Genomic DNA, 20,724 nt, shown 5'->3' on the forward strand with positions numbered 1-20,724 from the left:
AAATGAAAACCCGTACCATGGCGATCTTGCCGCTCACGCTGGCCGCACTCCTGATGGCCGGATGTTCCGGCGGCGAGAAGGCGGCGGACGACGCGCAGAACGCCACCACGGCCAAAAATGGCGCGGCATCCGAAGAGGGAGGTCATGCCGACGAAGAAGGCGAAATCGACCTTAGCGCCGATCAGATTCGCAAAGCCGGTGTCGAGCTGGTCCGCGTGATCCGCAGCGGTGGGGGTGCGTTGACCCTCCCCGCAACGATCGAAGGCGACCCCCAAGGTATGCAGGTCGTGTCCGCCGCGATCGGCGGGCGTGTCGTCTCGCTCACGCGCAACCTCGGCCAGTCCGTCGGACGCGGGCAGACGCTCGCTGTCATCGAAAGCCGTGAAGCGGCATCGCTCAACGCCGAAATTGAGGCCGCGCGGGCCAGACTGGCGCTCGCCGAGAGCAATCTCCGTCGCGAACAGCGTCTGTTCAACGAGCGTGTGTCGCCCGAACAGGATCTGATTGCGGCCCGCACGGCAGCCACAGAAGCACGCATCGCGCTGCGTCTCGCGCAGCAACAGGTGTCGGCCGCTGGCGGCGGCGGCGGCGCGCTCAATCGCATCGCGATCAATGCTCCCCTCTCGGGCCAGGTCGTCGCGCGCAGCGTGACGCTGGGCCAGACGGTCGCCGCCGATGCCGAGCTGTTCCGCGTCGCCAACCTCGGGCGGGTCGCGGTGACGCTGGCGCTGTCACCGGCTGATGCCGGCAAGGTGCGCCCCGGCTCTCAAATCGAGATCCTGGCGGGCGATCGGCGATCGGTGGCGCGGGTCGATTTCGTCTCCCCAATCCTCGATGAAACCACGCGCCTTGCGAGCGTGATCGCGGTCATCGACAACCGAGCCGGCCAATGGCGCGTGGGCGAGCCCGTGACGGCGGCGATCCAGCTTGCGGGCAGCGGCCCCGCATCGCTGCTCGTGCCGCAAAGCGCGGTACAGACCGTCGAAGGCAGGTCCACGGTGTTTGTGCGCACCGACCATGGCTTCAAGGCGACCCCTGTCACGCTCGGAAGCCCGAACGGCGACAACGTGGTCGTGACGTCGGGGCTCAAGGGCCACGAACAGCTCGCCGGCCCCAATAGCTTCACCCTCAAGGCTGAGCTCGGAAAGGGCGAAGCGGAGCATGGGCACTGATCATGATAGACCGCATCGTCACATTTTCCGTCGAGCGTCGCTGGTTCATCCTGCTCATGACGCTCATCGCTGCGGCTATCGGAGGCTGGGCGCTTTCGCGCCTGCCAATCGACGCCGTTCCCGACATCACCAACAATCAGGTGCAGGTGAACATCGCCGCGCCGGCCCTTTCACCCGAACTGGTCGAGAAGCAAATCGCTTTCCCGATCGAAACCGCGCTCGCCGGGGTTCCCGGCCTTGAATACACCCGGTCGCTCAGCCGCAATGGTTTTGCCCAGGTCACGGCGGTCTTCACGGATTCGACCGACATTTACTTTGCGCGCCAGCAGGTCGCGGAGCGGTTGCGCGTCGCGGAAGAAAGCCTGCCCGATGGTGCGGTGCCGACGATGGGGCCGATCGCGACGGGCCTGGGCGAAGTCTATATGTGGACTGTCCGTTTCCAGCACCGGAAGGAAGACAAGCACAAGCCGGGCGAGCCCGGCATGCAGCCGGATGGCAGTTACATCACGCCAGAGGGCGACCGGCTTGTCAGCGAGGCCGATCAGGCGACCTATCTGCGCACCGCACAAGACTGGATCGTCGCGCCGCTGCTGAAGAATACGCCGGGCCTTGCCGGCGTCGATTCGATCGGCGGCCATGTGAAGCAGTTTCAGGTCATTCCCGACGTCCAGCGGCTTGCTGCACTTGGGCTGAACCTGACCGATCTCGCCCGCGCGCTCGAAGAGAATAACGTGGGCGTCGGCGCGGGCGTGGTCGATCGTGGCGGCGAGGGCCTCGCTGTCCGCTCCGACGCGCGCATCCGCAATGTCGGCGAGCTGGCCGGCACCGTCATCGCGACCCGCGAAGGCACGCCGATCCGGCTCGACCAGGTGGCGCAGGTGCGTCTCGGGCAGGCGATCCGCTACGGCTCCGCGTCGGAAAACGGCAAAGAAGTCGTCGTCGGCACCGCGATCATGCGGATCGGTGAAAACAGCCGCACCGTTGCCTCGGCGGTCGCGGAGCGGCTTGATGGAATCAATGCCTCGCTGCCGACCGACGTTGTGATTCAGCCGGTGCTTGATCGCACAGCGCTGGTCAATTCGACGATCAAGACGGTGGCCAAGAACCTCACCGAAGGCGCGCTGCTCGTCATCGTCGTGCTATTCGTGCTGCTCGGCAATTTCCGGGCAGCGCTGATCGCGGCACTGGTGATCCCGATCACCATGGCAATGACCAGCTTCGGCATGTTGCGCGGCGGCGTCTCGGCCAATCTGATGAGCCTCGGCGCGCTGGACTTCGGCCTGATCGTCGACGGCGCGGTCATCATCGTCGAGAATGCGCTGCGACGCATCGCTGAGCGGCAACATCATTACGGCCGCACGCTCGCACTCGACGAACGGTTGTCGGTCGTAGCGCATGCCGCCCGCGAAATGATCCGCCCGTCCGTGTTCGGGCAGGCGATCATCATCCTCGTCTATGTGCCGCTGCTCACGCTCACTGGCGTCGAAGGCAAGACCTTCACGCCGATGGCGCTGACGGTCATTATGGCACTCGTCTTCGCCTTCATCCTCTCGTTGACCTTCGTGCCGGCCATGCTGGCGATCTGGCTGTCGAAGCCGGTCGAAGAGAAGGAAGGAAGGATCATGACCTGGCTCAAGCACAAGTACGAGCCGGGCCTTGATCGCGCGATGAAGCGGCCAACGCTCACAATGGGCGTGGGTATCGGCGCCTTCCTTGCCGCGATCCTGACCTTCTCGTTCCTGGGCCAAGAGTTCTTGCCCCAGCTTGATGAAGGCGACCTGACCGCCCAGGTGCTCCGCGTGCCGGGAACGTCAATCGATCAGAGTCAGGCAATGCAGTCGCGGATCGAGCGGGAACTCGGCAAGCTGCCCGAGGTGCGGTTCGTTTTCTCCAAGACCGGTACGGCGGAACTCGCCGCCGACCCCATGCCCCCCAACATCTCCGACACCTTCATCATCATCAAGCCGCGCGATGAGTGGCCGGACTCGGGGCTCAGCAAGTCCGACTTGGTGGCGAAAGTCGAGAAGACGCTTGAAAGTCTGCCGGGTGGTGCGTTCGAGATCACCCAGCCCATCCAGATGCGCTTCAACGAGCTGATCGCCGGCGTGAGGGGCGACATCGCGGTCAAGGTGTTCGGCGACGACACCGACGCGATGAACGCGACGGCCAATGCTATCGCGGCTGTCCTGCGCAAGACGGAAGGTGCCGTCGACGTTCGGGTGGAACAGACCGAAGGCCTGCCGATGCTCGACATTCGGCCGCGCCGCGACATCATGTCGAGGCTCGGCATCACCGCGCAGACCGTGCAGGACACCATCTCAGCCGCGATCGGCGGACGGGACGCCGGCATGATCTTCGAAGGAGATCGGCGCTTCGCCATCACCATCCGCCTGTCGGATGTGGCGCGCGCCAATCTGCAAACGCTCGGTCAGGTGCCGGTGCCGCTGCCGAATGGGGGGTTCGTGCCGCTTCAAAGCGTCGCCGACATTGGCGTGACCGATGGTCCCAACCAGATCAGCCGCGAAAATGGCAAGCGGCGGGTCGTCGTGCAGGCGAATGTGCGCGGTCGTGACGTGGCGGGCGTGGTTGCGGATGCGCAGGCTGCTATCGCGAGCGAGGTGCGTCTCTCCACCGGGCAATATCTCGATTGGGGCGGCCAGTTCGAGAACCTACAATCGGCGAGCGAGCGGCTGATGCTCGTGGTTCCGGCCTGTTTCGCGCTCATCATCCTACTGCTCTACGGGGCCTTGGGAAGCATGCGTGATGCAGCGATCGTCTTCACCGGCGTGCCGTTGGCGCTGGTGGGTGGCGTGCTCGCCCTGTTCCTGCGGGGCATGCCCTTTTCGATCTCGGCGGCGGTCGGCTTCATCGCCCTGTCCGGCATTGCGGTCTTGAATGGACTCGTCATGGTGACATCGATTCAGGAACTGATGGCCCGAGGCATGGAGCGCGCGAAAGCCGCCCGTGAAGGCGCCATGATGCGTTTGCGCCCCGTGGTCATGACGGCGCTGGTCGCGTCACTCGGCTTCGTGCCCATGGCGATCGCGTCGGGTGCGGGCGCCGAAGTTCAAAAGCCGCTGGCGACGGTGGTCATCGGGGGGCTCATCTCGGCGACCCTGCTGACGTTGTTCCTGCTGCCGACGCTCTACGCGCGCTACGGGCGCAGGGAGACGGATATTCCGCCGCCGGACAAGCGGCCCGACCCGGGATCGTCCAATCTCGTCAAGGCTTCCCTGTGAGTCCTGGTGGCCGCCCTATCGGCAACGGGCATCCCTGTAAGAGGCGGGCGGCTTTGCCGTCCGCCGCATCAGACACCAGCGAAAAGGCAACCTGACCATGGAGGAAAACACCCATTCTATATAACCTCCTTTGACGCTTTCACACGTGCCGATCATTCGCGCAATTTGCCCTCGGCGAGCGCGGCATATGGCGGAAATGCCAGAGATGGAGAACTTCCACCGCTTTGCAATGTAGTCTGTGGCGGGTCGCCTTGGGGTGGGCAAAGGTATGGCGGTGTTCTCGCGCCAAGTCGACGGGCGCCACCTGGCGACCGGACTGCAGGACGCTGAGAATCTCTGGTTGCTCACACCTCGGATCTTGCGACCTGGAACGGCGGGACACGCATTCTTGCTCTAGCGCCCGTTCAGGCTTCGCCCAGTTCGGTAAATGCGGCTCACTGATCGATATCGAGAAGAGCTGGCTTCACCCACGGGGCCGTTGATCGAACGGCGCGCGGGAGATCGCGACGACCATGGCCCAAATGTCGTTTACATTTACGGCGGATCGCTGCGTGGCCGAGTGCTGCTGCCTTACGGGGACGCCGACAACTGTTTGCGGTGTGCCAATGTCCAGCTCGACGCGCCGGACTCGGCGATGCGAAGGGGCAATTTCACTGTTCCTAACGTTCACTCGGCGTTCAAAAGCAATTTTTCATATAAGCTTCGGCCCTTCCAGAGGGGCGGCATTCAAAACGAGAACGCGATGCGCAAGATCATATGGACCGGCCTGGCCGCGTTGACGATCGCGGTTCCGACGTCGGCGATGGCCCAACATCACGATGGCGGATATCGTGGCGGTTACGGTGACGAGGTCTTGGGCGACCGCGGCCATGGATATCGGGAGCCGGAGCCCTATTACCGCCATTCGGAGCCTTACGCCTATTCCTATCCGGCGTATCCGGCACACCAATACGAGCGGCCTTACCGCTATGACCGTCACCCCTATAACCGCCACGACCGGCCGCGCCACCATCGCGAACGACATCATCGTGCGCGCCAGCATCATTGATCGGGAGGGGTGATGCCTTCGGGGAATGCGTGACGGTCGGCGAGGCAAGCGACGATTGCCGCGATTACGCTAAGCGCTTCTCGCGGATCGCGGACACAGATCGTATCGAGACCCAGCAGCTTTGCGGGATAGTCGTTTCCACCCGGAAAGATGGCGTCGCCCACGAACAGCATCGCATCGAGCGGAATGCCGCTTTCGCAGCTCAGGCGTTCGAGGCCATAGGCCTTGTCCACGCCCTCCCGAGTCACGTCGATCGACGTCGTCCCCCCCATTTTGATCGAAAAGCCCGGTAGGCGCTGAATCAACTCGGCCTGGATCGCCTTGCGCTTGGCAAAGTCGGGATCCCATTGCTCCTTGGCGTCCAGTGGCGCTTGCTGCCCCAGCGCCGAGAAGGTTATCTGGCTCCCACGATCCTCGATCCGCTCGCCCCAACTCCGCTCCGCCTGAAACCCTGTCGCCTCCAGTGCCGCATCGAAAGCATCGAGAATTGTCTTCTTTTCTTCTTTGCCGAAAAGCTCGGCGTAAGCCCGCCGCCATGTCCCGTCATACCGATAGAGCTTGGTTCCGGTGGTCGGCAGCAGCCACAACCTGCCACGATACGCTCTTGCAGGGAGCCGGCTTGCAACCTGCTTGTCGAATTGCGGCCAGTCCCCGCCTGAGATAATCGCGACCTCGGCGACGGCCAGCAGGTCGGCGAGCGCTTGTCCCATTCGTTCGTCCAGCGGCTGCTTGCTGTCGGCAAGTGTGCCGTCAAGATCGAAGGCAATCAGAGCCTTCATGCCAATCGCCCCAAGATGGCGGTTGGGGAATCGAGCCTGCCGCGCGCGGCTATTGGGCGACCGCCTTCTTGCATCGGAGCAACCGCCTCCAGTATTCGGCACTGACCGCCTGTACCGCCGTCGCAAAGAGCGTCCAGCGCGGCGCTCTCTCGGCGGAGGGCGGCAAGATCGGCAAGCTTATGATCGATTTCCCCCAGATGTGTCGATGCAATTGTGTCGGTAGTTGCACAATCACGAGTTCCTCGTCCGCCAAAGACAACGGCGTCCGGACCTGATGTATACAAGAACCCCGAGTCTCGACTTTGGCTCCCGTTCGCCGTCCGCGTTCGCGGGCTGCAAGTACGGAGCGAACGGCGTCGCGATGTCATTGGTACGAATTAGACCGGGTGGCGAGCGCTGCCAACAGCCCGGTCGCGTTCTGTCGCGGCGCGCGACGATGCAATCAGCAATCTCCCCGTCGTTTTCGCTCCGCCGACAGCGGCTAGGCCCGAGCGCCGGGAACTATGACGACGCTTGGGCCGAGCGGCTGGCTCCAGTTCAGGCGATCGCAGGCGAACCTGGCCACTCAAGAAAAGTATCATACGAGAATCCGCACCTCGGTAGGTACATTTCTCCATCTAAACACGTGAATAGCCAGCCAATACTTCATTGTCCATATTTTACGTTTTTGGGTCTTCCTCTTAGAAGCCGCCGAATAAATGCAATTGAATGAAGATAAACATCGACGCAAGTTGGGCCCATAGGATGTAACAACATAACATCGAGGCGAGCCGTCGATGCCCGCCACGCGAATTCACTCTGGTTTGGAATTTACCTCTTCCTTTTCAACTTGAGAGAGGCTAGATGGTCAACCGATGAAAGGGTGGCTCTCCATAGTTCTCAGCCTGTTGCTCGCCTTCGGCGTGACGGCGGGAGCTATGGCCCATGCCGCTGAGCCGGGGTCGGGCACGCGTGTATTGGCGTCCATGGACGCTTGCGGGAGCTACTCGAAGAAGAGCGACAAGAGCCAATCCGATCCCTCAAAGATGTCGGTGAAATTTCATGGCTGTCACGGCCATCATGTGGGAATTCCGGTTGCGTCCGCGCCCGAGATCGAGCGCATAGCTCCCGTCCGAGTCGTGCTGCTGCGGAATCGTGCAGGTCTCGCTCCCCCGACCCGTTCCGACACTTTCCGACCTCCGATTGCCTGACAGCTGAAGCTTCGCCTGGCTGTGCCCAGGCGCGCGCCTTCGGTTTGTCAGGAGTTCTTCATACATGCATCCTATGTTTGCGCCCGCCATGGCTGCGGCGCTCGTGGCTATATCGGTCACGCCCGCTTCGGCTCAGGCGGACAATCGGCCTATCGCCGGTCCCATGGCACAATCGGTGCCGCCCGAGGTCCGAACCGGCCCCTTACCCCCGGTCCTGACACTCCCTCAGGCGCTTGAGGAAGCCGAAGCCCGCTCTCCAGCTCTCGTGGCGGCCCGCGCCGATGTCGAAGCGGCGCGCGGGCGCCTGCGCCAGGCACGGTTTAGGTACAATCCCATCCTTAACGTCGAAGTCGAGAATTTCGCCGGCACGGGCCCCTATTCGGGTTTCAACGGCACCGAAACGACGGCCTCGGTCAATCAGAGGCTCGACATCGGCGGCAGGCGCAAGGCGCGGATGACGCTTGCCGAAGCCCAACTTGCCGCACAGGAATACCGCTTCGCGATCGCTCGTGCCGAGCTCGGCCAGCAGGTCCGCTCTCTCTTCGCATTCGGCATAGCCGTGCGCGACAACCTGGCGCTTGCGCGGGAAAATGAAGAGCGCGCGCGCGAGTTGTCTCGCATCGCGCGCGAACTTGTGGAATCGGGGAAGGAGCCCCCTCTGCGGGGGCTGCGCGCCGACGCGGCCCTTGCACAGGCGACGGCGGCGCTCCGCGCGGCCGAAGCCGATGAAGTGAATGCCCGCCGCTCGCTCGCAGCGCTCTTTGGCGTGGACACCCCGCCGGCTGAGCTTAGCGGTAGCGACCTGCTGGCGCCGCCCAGGAATGTCGATGCGATGGCGACGCTCGACGTGCGTCTTGCCGAAGCCGAACGGGTCATTGCTGATGCGCAACTGCGCCAAGCCCGCGCGGAGGGTCGTCTTGACCCGTCCATTGGTGTGGGGGTGCGCCAATTGCGCGAAACAGGTGACCGGGCACTGATTGCCAGCCTTTCGGTGCCGCTGCCGGTCTTTGATCGGAACCAAGGCAACATCGCAGCCGCGCGGTCCGAAATTCAATCGGCTGAAGCGCGGCGCAACAGTGTTCTCGCCAACACCCAGGCGGAAATCGCCAACGCGCGTGCGGCCTTGGCCGCCGCCGAGGCACGCGTCACGGCCCTTGAAGGCAGCGGCATCGGCCAGGCGCGCGAGGCGCTGCGTCTTGCGCAGCTATCATACCGGGCCGGCAAATCCTCGCTGATCGAACTGCTCGATGCTCAGCAGGCCTATGCCTCGACACAGGCCGAACTCATCGCGGCGCGACGCGCGCGGGCGGAAGCTCAAGCCACGCTGGCGCGCCAGGCAGCGGCGGCGAGCGAAGTGGACTTGGAACAATGAACCAGCTTCTCTCAAGGAACGGCGACCACCTGCCGCTTGGACCGGCTGTTTTTCATGCACGCCTGCGGGCTCAGGACGCTTACGTCGAACCTGACCAGACACGCGCCCTGCCCGCCGTGCCGGATCCGACAGGCGGCACCACTCCGCTTTTCTTAGCCTCTGCCTCGCGGCTCGCCGGGACGCGCGCCCTCCCGCAGCCAGCCCACTCGATATTCGGAGATGTTGAATGATCACACAAGATAAACGCCTCCTCGGCGGGGTGGCTGGTGCCGTTCTGCTCGCCGCAGTCGGTGGCTTCTCAGTCGCGCGCTGCACCGCGGATCCTGCTGCGGAAGCGCCAAGTGCTGGAAAGGCCGAAGAGACGACGGAAACCCCCACCGATAGCCTCGCGATGACTGCAGAGGCGATCCGCAAAGCTGCCATCGGTGTAGAAGCGGTGCAGCCGGGCGGCCTTGGCTCCGAAATCCTTGCGCAGGGCACAGTTGCCGCGACGCCGGCCGGTGAAGCGATCGTGACTGCCCGTGCCGGCGGCGCGGTCACGCAAGTGCTCAAACGGCTGGGCGATCCTGTACGCGCGGGAGAGACGCTGGCCATAGTGCAGAGTCGAGATGCCGCCCAGATCGCCGCGGACCGGACGGCGGCCGACGCGCGCTCGGTTCTGGCCCAGCGCACGCTCGCGCGGGAGCGCCATCTCTATGAGCAGAAGGTAACCGCCCGCGCCGACTATGAGCAGGCGCAGGCAGAGGCCGCGGCCGCTGCGGCCGAAGCCCGAAGAGCTCAGGTTGCGGCCGGTGCTGCGAACGTCACGCGCGATGGCAGCGGCGCGATAGTGGCCAGCCCGATCTCCGGGCGGGTGACGGCGGAAAGCGTCAGCCTTGGCGCTTTCGTGCAACCGGAGACCGAGTTGTTTCGCATCGCCGACCCCTCGAAAGTGCAAATCGAAGCTGCCGTCGGGCCAATTGACGCCCAGCGGCTTGCTCCCGGCGACCGGGCCATCATCGAGCTACCCGACGGCCGAACGATAGACGCTCGTGTGCGTGCCGTTACGCCTGGTCTTGGCGGTGAGACGCGTTCCGCCACGGCTGTGCTTGATGTTACGGGAAGTCTGCAGCCTGGGCTTGCCGTGCGCGTTCGCCTCCTGCCGAGCCGCGGTGAAGTGTCGGATGCGATCGTCATCTCGGAGGACGCGCTGCAATCCCTTGAAGGACGAGATGTTGTCTTCGTGCGGACCAATCAGGGCTTCCGCGCGCAAAAGGTGACGATCGGACGACGCAGTGCCGGCCGCGTCGAGGTCCTCTCAGGCCTGAAGCCAGGCCAGATGATCGCAACTCAAAATGCATTCCTGCTCAAGGCCGAGCTCGGCAAGGGCGCGGGCGAGGAGGAATAAACCGTGATTGCAAGTCTCATTGCGCTCGCCGTCCGCGCACGCTGGGCGGTCCTGTTCATCTTCCTCGCGGTCGCCGGCCTCGGCATTTGGCAGCTGACCAAGCTGCCGATTGACGCGGTGCCGGACATCACCAGCAACCAGGTGCAGATCAACACCGTCGATCCTCGTCTGTCGCCGGTCGAAATCGAGAAGCTCGTCACCTACCCGGTCGAAATTTCCCTCGCCGGCATTCCGGGGCTTGAAACGACGCGGTCCCTCTCGCGCAATGGGTTCAGCCAGGTTACCGCCATATTCTCGGAATCCACCGATCTTTATTTTGCGCGCCAGCAGGTTGGCGAACGGCTGAGGCAGGCGACCGAGAACCTGCCTGACGGCGTCCAACCGCAGATCGGGCCGGTGACAACCGGTCTCGGCGAGATCGTCATGTATACTGTCGGCTATACCAATCCGGACGGCAAGGGCGCGAAGAAGATTGCCGGACAGCCCGGCTGGCAACCCGACGGAAGTTATCTCACTTCTGAGGGGGACCGGTTGACCGACGAGGTTCAGAAGGCCGGCTATCTGCGAACCGTGCAGGACTGGATCATCAGCCCGCAATTGAAGGCGGTGCCGGGCGTGGCGGGTGTCGACTCGATCGGTGGCTACGCGAAAAACTTCGTCGTCGAACCCGATCCGACCAAGCTGACCAATTTCGGAATTTCCTACAGCGAGCTCGGCGAGGCGCTGGAAAAAGCCAACCTCGCTGTTGGCGCCAATTTTTATAACCGTGGCGGCGAAGCCTACCTCGTCCGCGTCGATGCCCGCGCGCGTTCCGTCGACGAGATTCGGAACGCCGTTGCGGCAACGCGCGGCGGCGTTGCGATCACTGTCGGCCAGATCGCCAACGTCAGGATTGGCGGTGATCTGCGCACGGGCGCGGGCAGCATGAACGGCGAGGAGGCGGTGATTGGTACCGTCCTCATGCTCATCAACGAGAACAGCCGTATCGTGGCCCAGGATGTTTCCGCCAAGCTCGATCAGGTTTCGAAAACGCTGCCGCCGGGCATTGAAGTCAAGATCGTTCTCGACCGGGCCAAGCTGGTCAATGCGACGGTGGGGACGGTTGAACGCAACCTCACTGAGGGTGCGCTGCTGGTCGCGGCGTCGCTGTTTCTGCTGCTCGGCAACTGGCGCGCGGCCATCATCGCCACCCTCGTCATCCCCTTTTCATTCCTCATGATGGCGATGGGGATGAACGCGTTTCGCGTGCCGGGCAATCTGATGAGCCTTGGCGCATTGGACTTTGGTCTGATCGTCGATGGCGCCGTGATCATCATCGAGAACTGCCTGGCGCGACTGGCGCATCGTCAGGAACACGAAGGACGGCTGCTGACGCTTCGGGAGCGGCTCGAAGAAACGATGCGTGCTTCGCAGGAGATGATCAAACCGACCGTGTTCGGCCAGGTGATCATCCTCCTCTCCTTCGCACCGCTTCTGATGTTCACGGGTGTCGAGGGCAAGACCTTCTCGCCCATGGCGATCACCATCATGCTGGCGCTTGTCTCCGCGTTCATCCTCTCGATCACGCTGGTGCCCGCACTGGTGGCGCTGCTCATTCGCGGACGTGTTGCCGAGAAGGAGGTGTGGCTGATCCGCAAGAGCAAGGATCGTTATCTGCCGCTGCTCGACAAGGCGCTCGCTCGGCCGTGGCCGTTCATTCTAGGCGGTCTCGCCTTCTTTTTGGCGGCAATACCGGCGTTTGGCCTTCTCGGCTCAGAGTTCATTCCCCAACTCGATGAAAAGAACCTGGCGCTCGCCTCGACGCGCGTGCCCTCGGTGAGCCTCGAACAATCCCTGGCGATGCAGCGCAAGGTCGAGGAAGCGGTCAAAAAGCTTCCGGAAGTGGAGCTCATGTTTTCCAAGACCGGTACCGCCGAGGTCGCCACCGACCCGATGCCGCCGAACGTTTCCGATGCCTTCGTGATCCTGAAGCCGCAGGACCAATGGCCGGCAGGCGTCGCGACCAAAGCCGATGTGATTGAGCGCGTCGAAAAGGCCGCTCGCGGCCAGCTTGGCCAGCTCTACGAGGTCAGCCAGCCCATCGAGCTGCGCTTCAACGAGCTGATCTCAGGCGTACGCGGCGACGTTGCGATCAAGCTCTACGGCGACGATCTCGACAAGATGTCGCAGACCGCCAACGAGATGGTGCGGGTGCTGCAAGCGATCCCCGGAGCGAGCAGCGTGAAGGCGGACCAGGTCGGCGGTGCGCCGGTGCTCGACGTGAAACTCGATCGCGCGATGATCGCGCGTTACGGGCTGACCGTACAGGAAGTCGCCGACACGGTCGCTGCGGCACTGGGCGGGCGAGAATCGGGACTGCTCTACGAAGGCGATCGGCGCTTCGACATCACGGTACGCGTGCCGGATGCAACCCGCGTCAACCTTGACGACATCCGCTCGCTGCCGGTCCTCTTGCCCGAAGAACCGGGCGCAATGCGCCGACAGGTCCCGCTCGCACAAGTGGCCCAGATACGGTTCACCGAAGGACTTAACGAGATAAGACGCGAGAACGGCAAGCGCCGCGTTGTTGTCCAGTTGAACCTGGAAGGGCGCGATGCAGGCTCGTTCGTCCAGGAAGCGCAGGCGAAGATCGCGCAGGTGAAGCTGCCGGCTGGCTACTATCTCGAATGGGGCGGACAGTTCGAGAATTTGCAAGCGGCCACCGCCCGATTGTCGATTGTGGTTCCGCTGGCTTTTGTCGCCATCTTCGTCCTGCTTTTCATGGCCCTTGGATCGGCAGGCCGCGCGACAGCGGTCTTCCTGACCGTACCGCTGGGACTCGCCGGGGGGATTTTCACCCTCATCTTAACCGGGATCAACTTCTCCGTCTCGGCAGCGGTTGGGCTTATCGTGCTGGCCGGTGTTTCGGTTCTGAACGGCCTCGTTGTGATGACGGCCATTCGTGAACGCCAGGAACATGGGCTACCTCTGATTGAGGCAATCCGGGAAGGCATGGCCGAGAAAATGCGCGCGGTCATCATGACCGGCTTCGTCCCGGCAATCGGCTTCATACCAATGGCGATCGCCACGGGGACCGGCGCTGAAGTCCAGAAGCCGCTGGCGACCACAGTGATTGGCGGCCTGATCGCGGCGACGATCCTGACCCTCCTCGTTTTGCCGGCGATCGCAAAGGTGGTGCTCGGTGCAACCGAAGGCAAGCGCCGCAAGCGCGAAGAACAAGTCGAGCCGAACGCACCCGAGCCGGCGTGAAGGAGAAGATCATGACTGAAGCAATCAAGCTGTTGCGAATCTACACTGACGAAGGCGCCTATCTGGGTGATCGCAGGGTATTTGAAGTTATTGCATCCCGGGCAAGGGATGCGGGCCTGGCTGGCGTCACGGTTCTGGAGGCGCGGTTGGGGTTCGGCCGCTCGGCGCACATGCACCGGCGCCATGTTTTCGAAAACGACCGGGCGCTCCTTATCGAGATCGTCGATGACGACGCCAAGTTGAGAAGCTTTGCCGTGGCACTCGACGATATTCCCGACATCGGACTGATGACACTGGAACCTGTGGAAATTCTTGGCGGGAAGGCCAAGCAGGGACTGCCGGGTACAAATCCATGACCCGCATCGGATCCCCACGTGAATCGCGCGATCCTTCAAGCATCGCGCACGGCAGGCGGCACTACCTTCGCGTGTCCGATGTGGCCACCAGCGCAACACGGGCGGCTTCCGGCTCTCGTGGGATGACGAGCTATGTTTACGGTAGCGAACTCGATATCATTGTCTGCGCCTCTGGCGCGGGTGTGGCGGGTACTAGTCGACGTCGATCGCTATCGCGACTGGCATCCGACTGTCGGGCTCGAGAGCGACCCCGCCGATCCGAAAAAACTCCTCTGTACCTACTGGCGACCGGGCTGGACCGACCCTGTTATTTCGGCCGACGGAAGGATCGTTTGCCTCGAACGGCCCTGCCACTTCGCCTGGCGCGTGGGCATCAAAGGGCTGCTCCAGATCGAGGAAGGGTTTCATTTGAAGAAGTCGCCCGAAGGCACCCGGCTTACGCATCGACTATGCTGTTCGGGCATCGGCTCGTGGCCAGGGATTGTCACAAGTCCATTCTTGCGACGTCAGCTCGTCAGGACTGGCGACTCGCTCGAGCGCCATCTTCGACGGGGTACGGTGATATCGCGCTACGCGCAGCGAAATGCCCGTCCTCGATGAGCTTTCCGCCGTCCGTCCATGCGGAGGATTCGTTCAGCGAAGGCCGACCCCGCCATCTTTGGTTCCGCCAGCGTCGGCGTCTTGAGGTGCGGGCGTTCGTCGCGCCCGCACCTCACCATCGGCGAAGACCAGCCTCCGTAGCTGCGCGCTCACTCATGCGCGGGTTGATGGGAAGAGGACAGCAGCAATGAAAGACCAAGTGCGCCTCGATATTCCGCTTCTGCTGCCGGAAATCAAAGATGAGGCTGACCGCTGCATAGGCAGGCTGACAATTGAATTGCAAGGCCGCACGGGCGTCCAGGAAGCGCACGTCGTGGCGAGCCACGACGATACGCCGGCACAACTCTGCATTCACTATGATCCGACCATCCTGTCGCTCGAGCGGGTACGGGAAATCGCCAATGGCGCTGGCGCTGCGCTCACCGAAAAATATCAGCATATCCAATGGTCGGTTGATGGACTGACCCACGCCCGCAAGGCCCGCACGGTCGCCGATCGGCTTCGCAAAATGCCGGGGATCGTCGAAGCCGAGGCGAGCGCAGTTGGCGCCATCAGTGTCGAATTCAGCCGATCCGAACTGACGGAGGCGGAAATTCGCAAGGCGCTGGCCCAGATGAGTGTCCGCCCACGGCCGGAAATCGGTGCAGCTTCGGCGACGGCCGCGACGAAAGCTCACGATCATGCCGAGCACGACCACGCCGAAGGGGAACATGAGCATACCCATGGTGGAATCTTCGGTGCCAATACCGAGTTGATCTTCGCGCTGATTTGCGGCGGAGCGCTCGCGACCGGATTTGCGATCGAGAAGCTGACGACGGCTCCTGCGTGGATTCCGCTCGCCTGCTTTCTAGCCGCCTATGTCTTCGGCGGCTGGTTCACTCTCCGCGAAGCGATCGAGAATCTACGGCTAAAGCGTTTCGAAATCGACACGCTGATGCTCGTGGCGGCAGCGGGCGCGGGTGCCTTGGGCGCCTGGGCCGAAGGCGCTCTTCTTCTGTTCCTGTTCAGCCTCGGGCATGCGCTCGAACATTACGCCATGGGCCGGGCCAAACGCGCGATCGAGGCCTTGGCTGAATTGGCGCCGCGCACTGCCATGGTTCGGCGAGGCGACGGCGGTCTGAGCGAAGTTCCCGTCGAGGAACTCGTCATTGGCGACACCGTAGTCGTAAAGCCCAATGAACGGCTGGCAGCAGACGGGTTCGTCGTGGTCGGGCGATCGAGCGTCAACCAAGCCCCCGTGACAGGCGAAAGCGTCCCCGTCGATAAGGAGCCGGTGCCGGACCGAGCCCAGGCGGCAGCCCAGCCTGACAAGGTTTCCGCTCAGCATCGCGTATTCGCCGGCACCATCAACGGTCCGGGAGCGATCGAAATCGCCGTCACTCGCCTTGCCGCCGATACGACGCTGGCCAAGGTGGTCAAAATGGTGAGCGAAGCGGAGACGCAAAAATCGCCAACCCAGCGATTCACCGACCGTTTTGAGCGGGTGTTCGTGCCCTCCGTCCTAGCTCTAGTGGTCGGGTTGCTGTTCGCCTGGGTCGTCATCGACGAACCGTTCCGCGACAGCTTTTATAGGGCGATGGCCGTGCTCGTAGCGGCTAGCCCCTGCGCGCTCGCCATCGCCACGCCGAGCGCCGTTTTGTCGGGCGTGGCGCGCGCGGCGCGCGGGGGCGTACTGATCAAGGGCGGCGGGCCGCTTGAGGCACTCGGGTCTCTGAATGCCTTGGCGTTCGACAAGACCGGGACGCTCACCGCGGGTCGGCCGCGCATCACCGACATCGTGCCGGCGACGGGTGTCGATGACGACGAACTCATGGCGATTGCCGTAGCCGTCGAGCGGCTCAGCGATCATCCGCTCGCTGAAGCCATTGCGCGGGATGGTGAGCAATTTCTCGACGAGCAACCGATCCCCGCAGCAACGGATATGGCCAGTCTGACGGGCCGCGGCGTAAAGGCCCGGGTCAACGGCGAGACGGTGCTCATCGGCAAGGCCGAAATGTTCGGTCGGGATGGCTTCGCGCCTCTCTCGGATGAGACGGCGCAAACAATCGAGCGCCTGCGCGAACAGGGTCGTACGACAATGGTCGTGCGCCTCGGTGATCGCGACCTGGGCGCCATAGGGCTCATGGATACGCCGCGCGCTGCCGCAAAGGACGCAATCGCTCGCCTCAGGGCGCTGGGCATCCAGCGCATGATCATGATGTCGGGCGACAATCAGCGTGTAGCCACTGCGGTCGCTGCGGAAGTCGGCATCGAGGAAGCCTGGGGCGACTTGATGCCCGAGGACAAGGTCGAGGCAATCAAAAAGCTCCGCGCCCAAACGCCGGTCGCGATGGTCGGGGATGGCGTCAATGATGCACCTGCCATCGCGAATGCGACGGTGGGCATCGCCATGGGGGCCGCTGGTTCGGACGTCGCGCTCGAGACCGCCGATGTCGCGCTGATGGCCGACGATCTCGCGCATCTGCCGTTCGCGGTCGGCCTCAGCCGCAGCACCCGCTGGATCATCCGGCAAAATCTGGTCGTCAGCCTGGGCGTCGTCGCCTTGCTCGTGCCGGCGACGATCATGGGCCTCGGGATAGGACCGGCGGTCATGGCCCATGAAGGCTCGACGCTGCTTGTCGTTTTTAATGCGCTTCGGTTGCTGGCCTATCGCGACAACGGGGGTTCTCAGTGAGCAACGGATTCTCGAAATGGTTTATTGCGGCGCTGCCACTGGTCGCTAGCAGCGCCGCCCACGGCGAAACCCTGCGGCAAGCACTGATCCATGCCTATCGCACCAACCCCAGCTTGACGGCGGCAAGAGCTGGGCTGCGTGCCACCGACGAAGGCGTGCCCATCGCCAAGGCGGCCGGGCGTCCGACACTGAGCGCCACCGCAGATTATCAGGAATTCGTTGTGCGATCCGCCAACAGCTTCTCCGCCCCTTTGCGGTCTGCAAATGCCAACGCGAATTTGACATTTCCTCTCTACCAAGGCGGCCGCGTGAAGAACTCGATCCGCGCCGCCGACGCGCGCGTGGAGGCCGGGCGGGCGAACTTGCGTTTCACCGAAGCCGATGTCTTCACGGCCATTGTCTCGGTCTACATGGACGTCATGCGCGACGATGCGGTCGTCGAACTCAACCGCCGCAATGTCGCTGTCCTCGAGACGAACCTCCAGGCTTCACAAGACCGCTTCGAAGTGGGGGATCTGACCCGCACCGATGTTGCCCAATCCGAAGCGCGTCTCGCAGTGGCGCGAGGCCAGCTGGAGACGGCACTGGCACAGCTGGATACCAGCCTTGAGAATTATCTCCGCTTCGTCGGCCTGCCCGCGCGCGACCTCGAGCAGCCGCCGGCCTTGCCGGGGTTGCCCGGAACGCCTGCCCAGGCCGTCGCGATCGCGGTCGAGAACAATCCCCAGCTTCTCGCCGCAAAGGCAGACGCAAGGGCCGCGCGCTACGATGTCCGCGTGGCGGGCGCATCGCGCCTGCCCAGGCTCTCGGCGGTTGGAAGCGGCGGCTACAACAATTATCTGGGCTCGCTCACCAGCACACTGCCTGGGCGCGTCTTTCAACAGGCGCAAACGACGGCAACCATCGGGCTTTCGGCAACCATCCCCCTTTATCAAGGGGGCCTGCCCGCGGCCCAAGTGCGGCGCGCTACCGCCCTTGAAAGCCAGGCGCTCGAGCAGACCATATTCATCGAGCGCCGTGTCGTCGCGGAAGCCCGTGCCGCCTATTCGCGCTATCAGGCGACGCAGGCCGTGATCCAGTCATCCAGGGCCGCGATCGCGGCGAATGAGCTCGCACTGGAGGGCGTCCGTGCCGAGAACACAGTCGGTACCCGCAATGTTCTCGACGTGCTCAATGCGGAGCAGGAGCTTCTCAATAGCCGCGTGCAACTCGTGACCGCCGAGCGCGATGCCTATGTCGCAGGTTTCACCCTGCTCGCGGCAATGGGTCGGGCGGAAGCGCGCGATCTCAATCTTTTCGGAGGGACGCTGTTCGAACCGGGCTTCAGCCGCAAGACGACGCCTGGCCCGCCAGCGCTCGACATTGATCCCGACAGCGGCATCGAATTTGTTCCGGCGGCGCCCGGTCATTCTGTCGATGACGGTGTGCCGCCCACGGCCGTGCGTCCAGCACCACTGGAACTGCGCGCTCCCGATAGCGCGGACAGACCATGAAGACCTTTGCCTCATGCACGTTAGCTCGGCCTCAAGAGCGATTGAGGGAATGCACAGGTTCCGACCTCGGAACTGAGGGCCAGGGTCTAAGGCTTATTGATCGAACCTTTCGCCGCACGAACGGACCAATGCTGCGCCGCGATGCCATGCTCGACTCCTCCGGCATGCCCTTGCAGACGCCGAGCTGCCGACAGAGCGGTGATCCAATGACGGAGCAAAGCGCCGATCCGCAAAAGGAGACCGTCCATGTCCGACAAGCTGGATAATCCGGTGACCGGCAAGCCCAATATTGCGGCACCGCCGGCGCATGATCACGGCAAAGATGCGAACAGCCGGATGCTGGTGTTCGCCCTCATTCTCACCAGCACTTTCCTCGTCGTGGAAGTAATCGGTTCATTTGTCTTCAACAGCCTCGCCCTTCTTTCGGACGCCGGCCACATGCTGACCGACGTCGCAGCGCTGGCCATCGCTCTCATGGCGATCCGGATCGGAGCGCGTCCGGCCGATGATCAACGGACCTTCGGCTACAGACGCTTCGAGATCTTGGCGGCCGCATTCAACGCGCTCATGCTCTTTGCCGTCGCGATTTATGTTTTGGTGGAAGCAATCAACCGCTTCCGCGATCCCGAACCCGTGCAGTCGGGGGGCATGCTCGCCGTCGCGATAGCCGGTCTGATCATCAATCTGGTGTCGATGCGCTTGTTGCAGTCCGGCAAGGAGCGGAGCCTCAATCTCAAAGGCGCATATCTCGAAGTCTGGGCTGACATGCTCGGCTCGATCGGGGTCATCGCCGGGGCGATAGCCATTCGCTTCACCGGTATGACCTGGATCGATCCGGTCGTCGCGGTCGGCATCGGCCTTTGGGTGCTCCCGCGGACCTGGATTTTGCTGCGCGATACGGCGAACGTCCTGCTGGAGGGCGTGCCGCGTGGCATGTCCCTGGATGAGGTGCGCAGGGCGATCGGCGCGGTCCCGGGCGTGCAAAGTGCCCATGATCTTCACGTCTGGTCGATCACAAGCGGCAATGTCAGCTGCTCTGTTCACGTCGTGGTCGATGACATCGCGCAAGCGGAGGCGACACGGAACCGCGTGGCACAGATGCTCGCGCAGGCCTTTCAAATCGAGCACGCGACCATCCAGACCGAAAGTAAAGAGTGCGCGGAGGTGCGTTCCACGCACACCTGACCGCCAATGTATTTCGCCCAAGTTGAAGGCTCAGATCTTCAGACAACCGAGAGGAGACAATCATGAGTTCAGCCGCAGATGCAGGACAAGGCATGCTCTGCCCCGTTTGCAAGGTCACGCTGTCGATCTCCGAGCGGCAGGGCGTCGAAATCGACTTCTGCCCGCAATGCCGCGGGGTGTGGCTCGATCGCGGGGAGCTCGACAAGATCATCGAGCGCTCCGAAACCGCCATGCCGCAGCCGCCCCGGGACGAAAGTCGGGAGGGCTCCCAGCCATGGGGGCACCAAGACGACCGCCACCGTTCGGGCCACCATGGTTATAAGCGCCGGCGCGGCTTTCTTTCGGACCTGTTCGACTGATCAGAAGCTGACCCGCCGCACGAGCGGCGGCCCGGGAGAGAAGCATGTTCGCAGAAGAAAATGAAACAATCCTGCATGCCTCGCCGCCCAAGGTTTGGGCGGCACTCACCCGCTTTGACGACTATCCGCGGTGGAGCCCGTTTGTTCGGATTTCCGGGCAGCTCGAGCAAGGCGCGCTTGTCGAATACTCCTTCAGGATGAGATCGAACAAACCGCGGTTTTGGACCGTCGACGCCCGCATCACAGCGCTCGAGCCGCAAAGATGCATGACCTTCCGCTTCGGATTTGGCGGACTGATGACGTTCGAGGAGAGCTATTGCGTTGTACCCGTCCCCGTTGGGTCGCGGCTGGTTCACAGCTTTCGCTGCACCGGCCTTCTCTCCGCGCTGAAGCACAGGAATATGCGGAAAAATTTCGCCAAGATGCTCGAGATCACCGACCGGCTGTTTCAGCGGCACCTCACGCCTGCTCGGCCTCCGTCGCCCAAGAAACGTCCGAGGAAGGGATTTCGGCCGAATGCCTGACGGGTCCGCGAGTTTGGTCCCCCGCAAGCGATTTTCGGGAGAAAGGCACCCGCCAGACGGTGCCATCTTCCCTTGCGGCGCGGACCACGCCGTGGGC

General features: G+C 63.2%; 14 protein-coding genes. 13 read left to right on the top strand and 1 reads right to left on the bottom strand.

What is annotated here, in order from left to right; genetic code table 11:
- The first annotated feature begins 2 nt into the window (after positions 1 to 2).
- The 3 genes from CMV14_RS23780 (at position 3) to CMV14_RS23790 (ending at position 5,459) form a co-directional block, all read left to right on the top strand.
- Positions 3 to 1,172: an efflux RND transporter periplasmic adaptor subunit gene (locus CMV14_RS23780; protein WP_066664345.1), complete on the top strand. Its 1,170-nt coding sequence runs from the start codon at positions 3 to 5 to the stop codon at positions 1,170 to 1,172.
- 2 nt (positions 1,173 to 1,174) lie between these two features.
- Positions 1,175 to 4,411 (top strand): efflux RND transporter permease subunit, encoded by a 3,237-nt coding sequence (locus tag CMV14_RS23785; RefSeq protein WP_066664343.1) that lies wholly within the window; start codon positions 1,175 to 1,177, stop codon positions 4,409 to 4,411.
- Between the two features lie 478 nt (positions 4,412 to 4,889).
- Positions 4,890 to 5,459 carry a hypothetical protein gene (locus CMV14_RS23790; protein WP_066968763.1) on the top strand — a complete coding sequence of 190 codons (570 nt, stop codon included), beginning with the start codon at positions 4,890 to 4,892 and terminating at the stop codon, positions 5,457 to 5,459.
- On the opposite strand, the gene CMV14_RS23795 is transcribed toward CMV14_RS23790, so the two are convergent.
- On the bottom strand, positions 5,453 to 6,238 hold the full coding sequence (locus CMV14_RS23795; protein ID WP_066664338.1) for an HAD-IIB family hydrolase: 786 nt from the start codon (positions 6,236 to 6,238) through the stop codon (positions 5,453 to 5,455). The genes CMV14_RS23790 and CMV14_RS23795 overlap by 7 nt on opposite strands.
- A 1,278-nt stretch (positions 6,239 to 7,516) precedes the next feature.
- On the opposite strand from CMV14_RS23795, the gene CMV14_RS23805 reads away from it, so the two are divergent.
- The 10 genes from CMV14_RS23805 to CMV14_RS23850 all read left to right on the top strand — a co-directional run bounded on the left by CMV14_RS23805 (position 7,517) and on the right by CMV14_RS23850 (position 20,627).
- Positions 7,517 to 8,800: a TolC family protein gene (locus tag CMV14_RS23805; protein ID WP_231733840.1), complete on the top strand. Its 1,284-nt coding sequence runs from the start codon at positions 7,517 to 7,519 to the stop codon at positions 8,798 to 8,800.
- A gap of 226 nt (positions 8,801 to 9,026) precedes the next feature.
- Positions 9,027 to 10,187, top strand: a complete 1,161-nt coding sequence (locus CMV14_RS23810) for an efflux RND transporter periplasmic adaptor subunit (RefSeq protein ID WP_066664331.1) — start codon at positions 9,027 to 9,029, stop codon at positions 10,185 to 10,187.
- A 3-nt stretch (positions 10,188 to 10,190) separates the two neighbouring features.
- Positions 10,191 to 13,436 (top strand): efflux RND transporter permease subunit, encoded by a 3,246-nt coding sequence (locus CMV14_RS23815; protein ID WP_066664328.1) that lies wholly within the window; start codon positions 10,191 to 10,193, stop codon positions 13,434 to 13,436.
- Positions 13,437 to 13,447: 11 nt separating this feature from the next.
- A complete protein-coding gene (locus CMV14_RS23820; protein WP_066664362.1) occupies positions 13,448 to 13,792 on the top strand; it encodes a putative PII-like signaling protein in 345 nt (114 codons plus the stop codon).
- A 132-nt stretch (positions 13,793 to 13,924) separates the two neighbouring features.
- Positions 13,925 to 14,392, top strand: coding sequence for an SRPBCC family protein (locus CMV14_RS23825; RefSeq protein ID WP_072599026.1), 468 nt, complete (start codon positions 13,925 to 13,927; stop codon positions 14,390 to 14,392).
- A 187-nt stretch (positions 14,393 to 14,579) separates the two neighbouring features.
- Complete coding sequence (locus CMV14_RS23830) at positions 14,580 to 17,066, top strand: heavy metal translocating P-type ATPase (protein ID WP_066664323.1); 2,487 nt, start codon at positions 14,580 to 14,582, stop codon at positions 17,064 to 17,066.
- Positions 17,063 to 18,559: a TolC family outer membrane protein gene (locus CMV14_RS23835; protein ID WP_066664320.1), complete on the top strand. Its 1,497-nt coding sequence runs from the start codon at positions 17,063 to 17,065 to the stop codon at positions 18,557 to 18,559. The genes CMV14_RS23830 and CMV14_RS23835 overlap by 4 nt, the downstream gene beginning before the upstream one ends.
- A gap of 246 nt (positions 18,560 to 18,805) precedes the next feature.
- On the top strand, positions 18,806 to 19,744 hold the full coding sequence (locus tag CMV14_RS23840) for a cation diffusion facilitator family transporter (RefSeq protein WP_066664317.1): 939 nt from the start codon (positions 18,806 to 18,808) through the stop codon (positions 19,742 to 19,744).
- 62 nt (positions 19,745 to 19,806) lie between these two features.
- Positions 19,807 to 20,103 (top strand): TFIIB-type zinc ribbon-containing protein, encoded by a 297-nt coding sequence (locus CMV14_RS23845; protein ID WP_072599025.1) that lies wholly within the window; start codon positions 19,807 to 19,809, stop codon positions 20,101 to 20,103.
- Between the two features lie 44 nt (positions 20,104 to 20,147).
- Positions 20,148 to 20,627 (top strand): SRPBCC domain-containing protein, encoded by a 480-nt coding sequence (locus CMV14_RS23850; RefSeq protein WP_066968770.1) that lies wholly within the window; start codon positions 20,148 to 20,150, stop codon positions 20,625 to 20,627.
- Positions 20,628 to 20,724 lie beyond the last annotated feature (97 nt).

Origin of the sequence: Rhizorhabdus dicambivorans (assembly GCF_002355275.1) — a bacterium.
In the GTDB taxonomy this organism is placed as follows: domain Bacteria; phylum Pseudomonadota; class Alphaproteobacteria; order Sphingomonadales; family Sphingomonadaceae; genus Rhizorhabdus; species Rhizorhabdus dicambivorans.

Excerpts from the sequence above, each read along its gene's own strand:
- CMV14_RS23845 (WP_072599025.1), top strand. The coding sequence starts at position 19,807 with ATGAGTTCAGCCGCAGATGCAGGACAAGGCATGCTCTGCCCCGTTTGC.
- CMV14_RS23820 (WP_066664362.1), top strand. The coding sequence starts at position 13,448 with ATGACTGAAGCAATCAAGCTGTTGCGAATCTACACTGACGAAGGCGCC.
- CMV14_RS23850 (WP_066968770.1), top strand. The coding sequence starts at position 20,148 with ATGTTCGCAGAAGAAAATGAAACAATCCTGCATGCCTCGCCGCCCAAG.
- CMV14_RS23795 (WP_066664338.1), bottom strand. The coding sequence starts at position 6,238 with ATGAAGGCTCTGATTGCCTTCGATCTTGACGGCACACTTGCCGACAGC.
- CMV14_RS23805 (WP_231733840.1), top strand. The coding sequence starts at position 7,517 with ATGGCTGCGGCGCTCGTGGCTATATCGGTCACGCCCGCTTCGGCTCAG.
- CMV14_RS23825 (WP_072599026.1), top strand. The coding sequence starts at position 13,925 with ATGTTTACGGTAGCGAACTCGATATCATTGTCTGCGCCTCTGGCGCGG.
- CMV14_RS23840 (WP_066664317.1), top strand. The coding sequence starts at position 18,806 with ATGTCCGACAAGCTGGATAATCCGGTGACCGGCAAGCCCAATATTGCG.
- CMV14_RS23830 (WP_066664323.1), top strand. The coding sequence starts at position 14,580 with ATGAAAGACCAAGTGCGCCTCGATATTCCGCTTCTGCTGCCGGAAATC.
- CMV14_RS23785 (WP_066664343.1), top strand. The coding sequence starts at position 1,175 with ATGATAGACCGCATCGTCACATTTTCCGTCGAGCGTCGCTGGTTCATC.
- CMV14_RS23810 (WP_066664331.1), top strand. The coding sequence starts at position 9,027 with ATGATCACACAAGATAAACGCCTCCTCGGCGGGGTGGCTGGTGCCGTT.
- CMV14_RS23780 (WP_066664345.1), top strand. The coding sequence starts at position 3 with ATGAAAACCCGTACCATGGCGATCTTGCCGCTCACGCTGGCCGCACTC.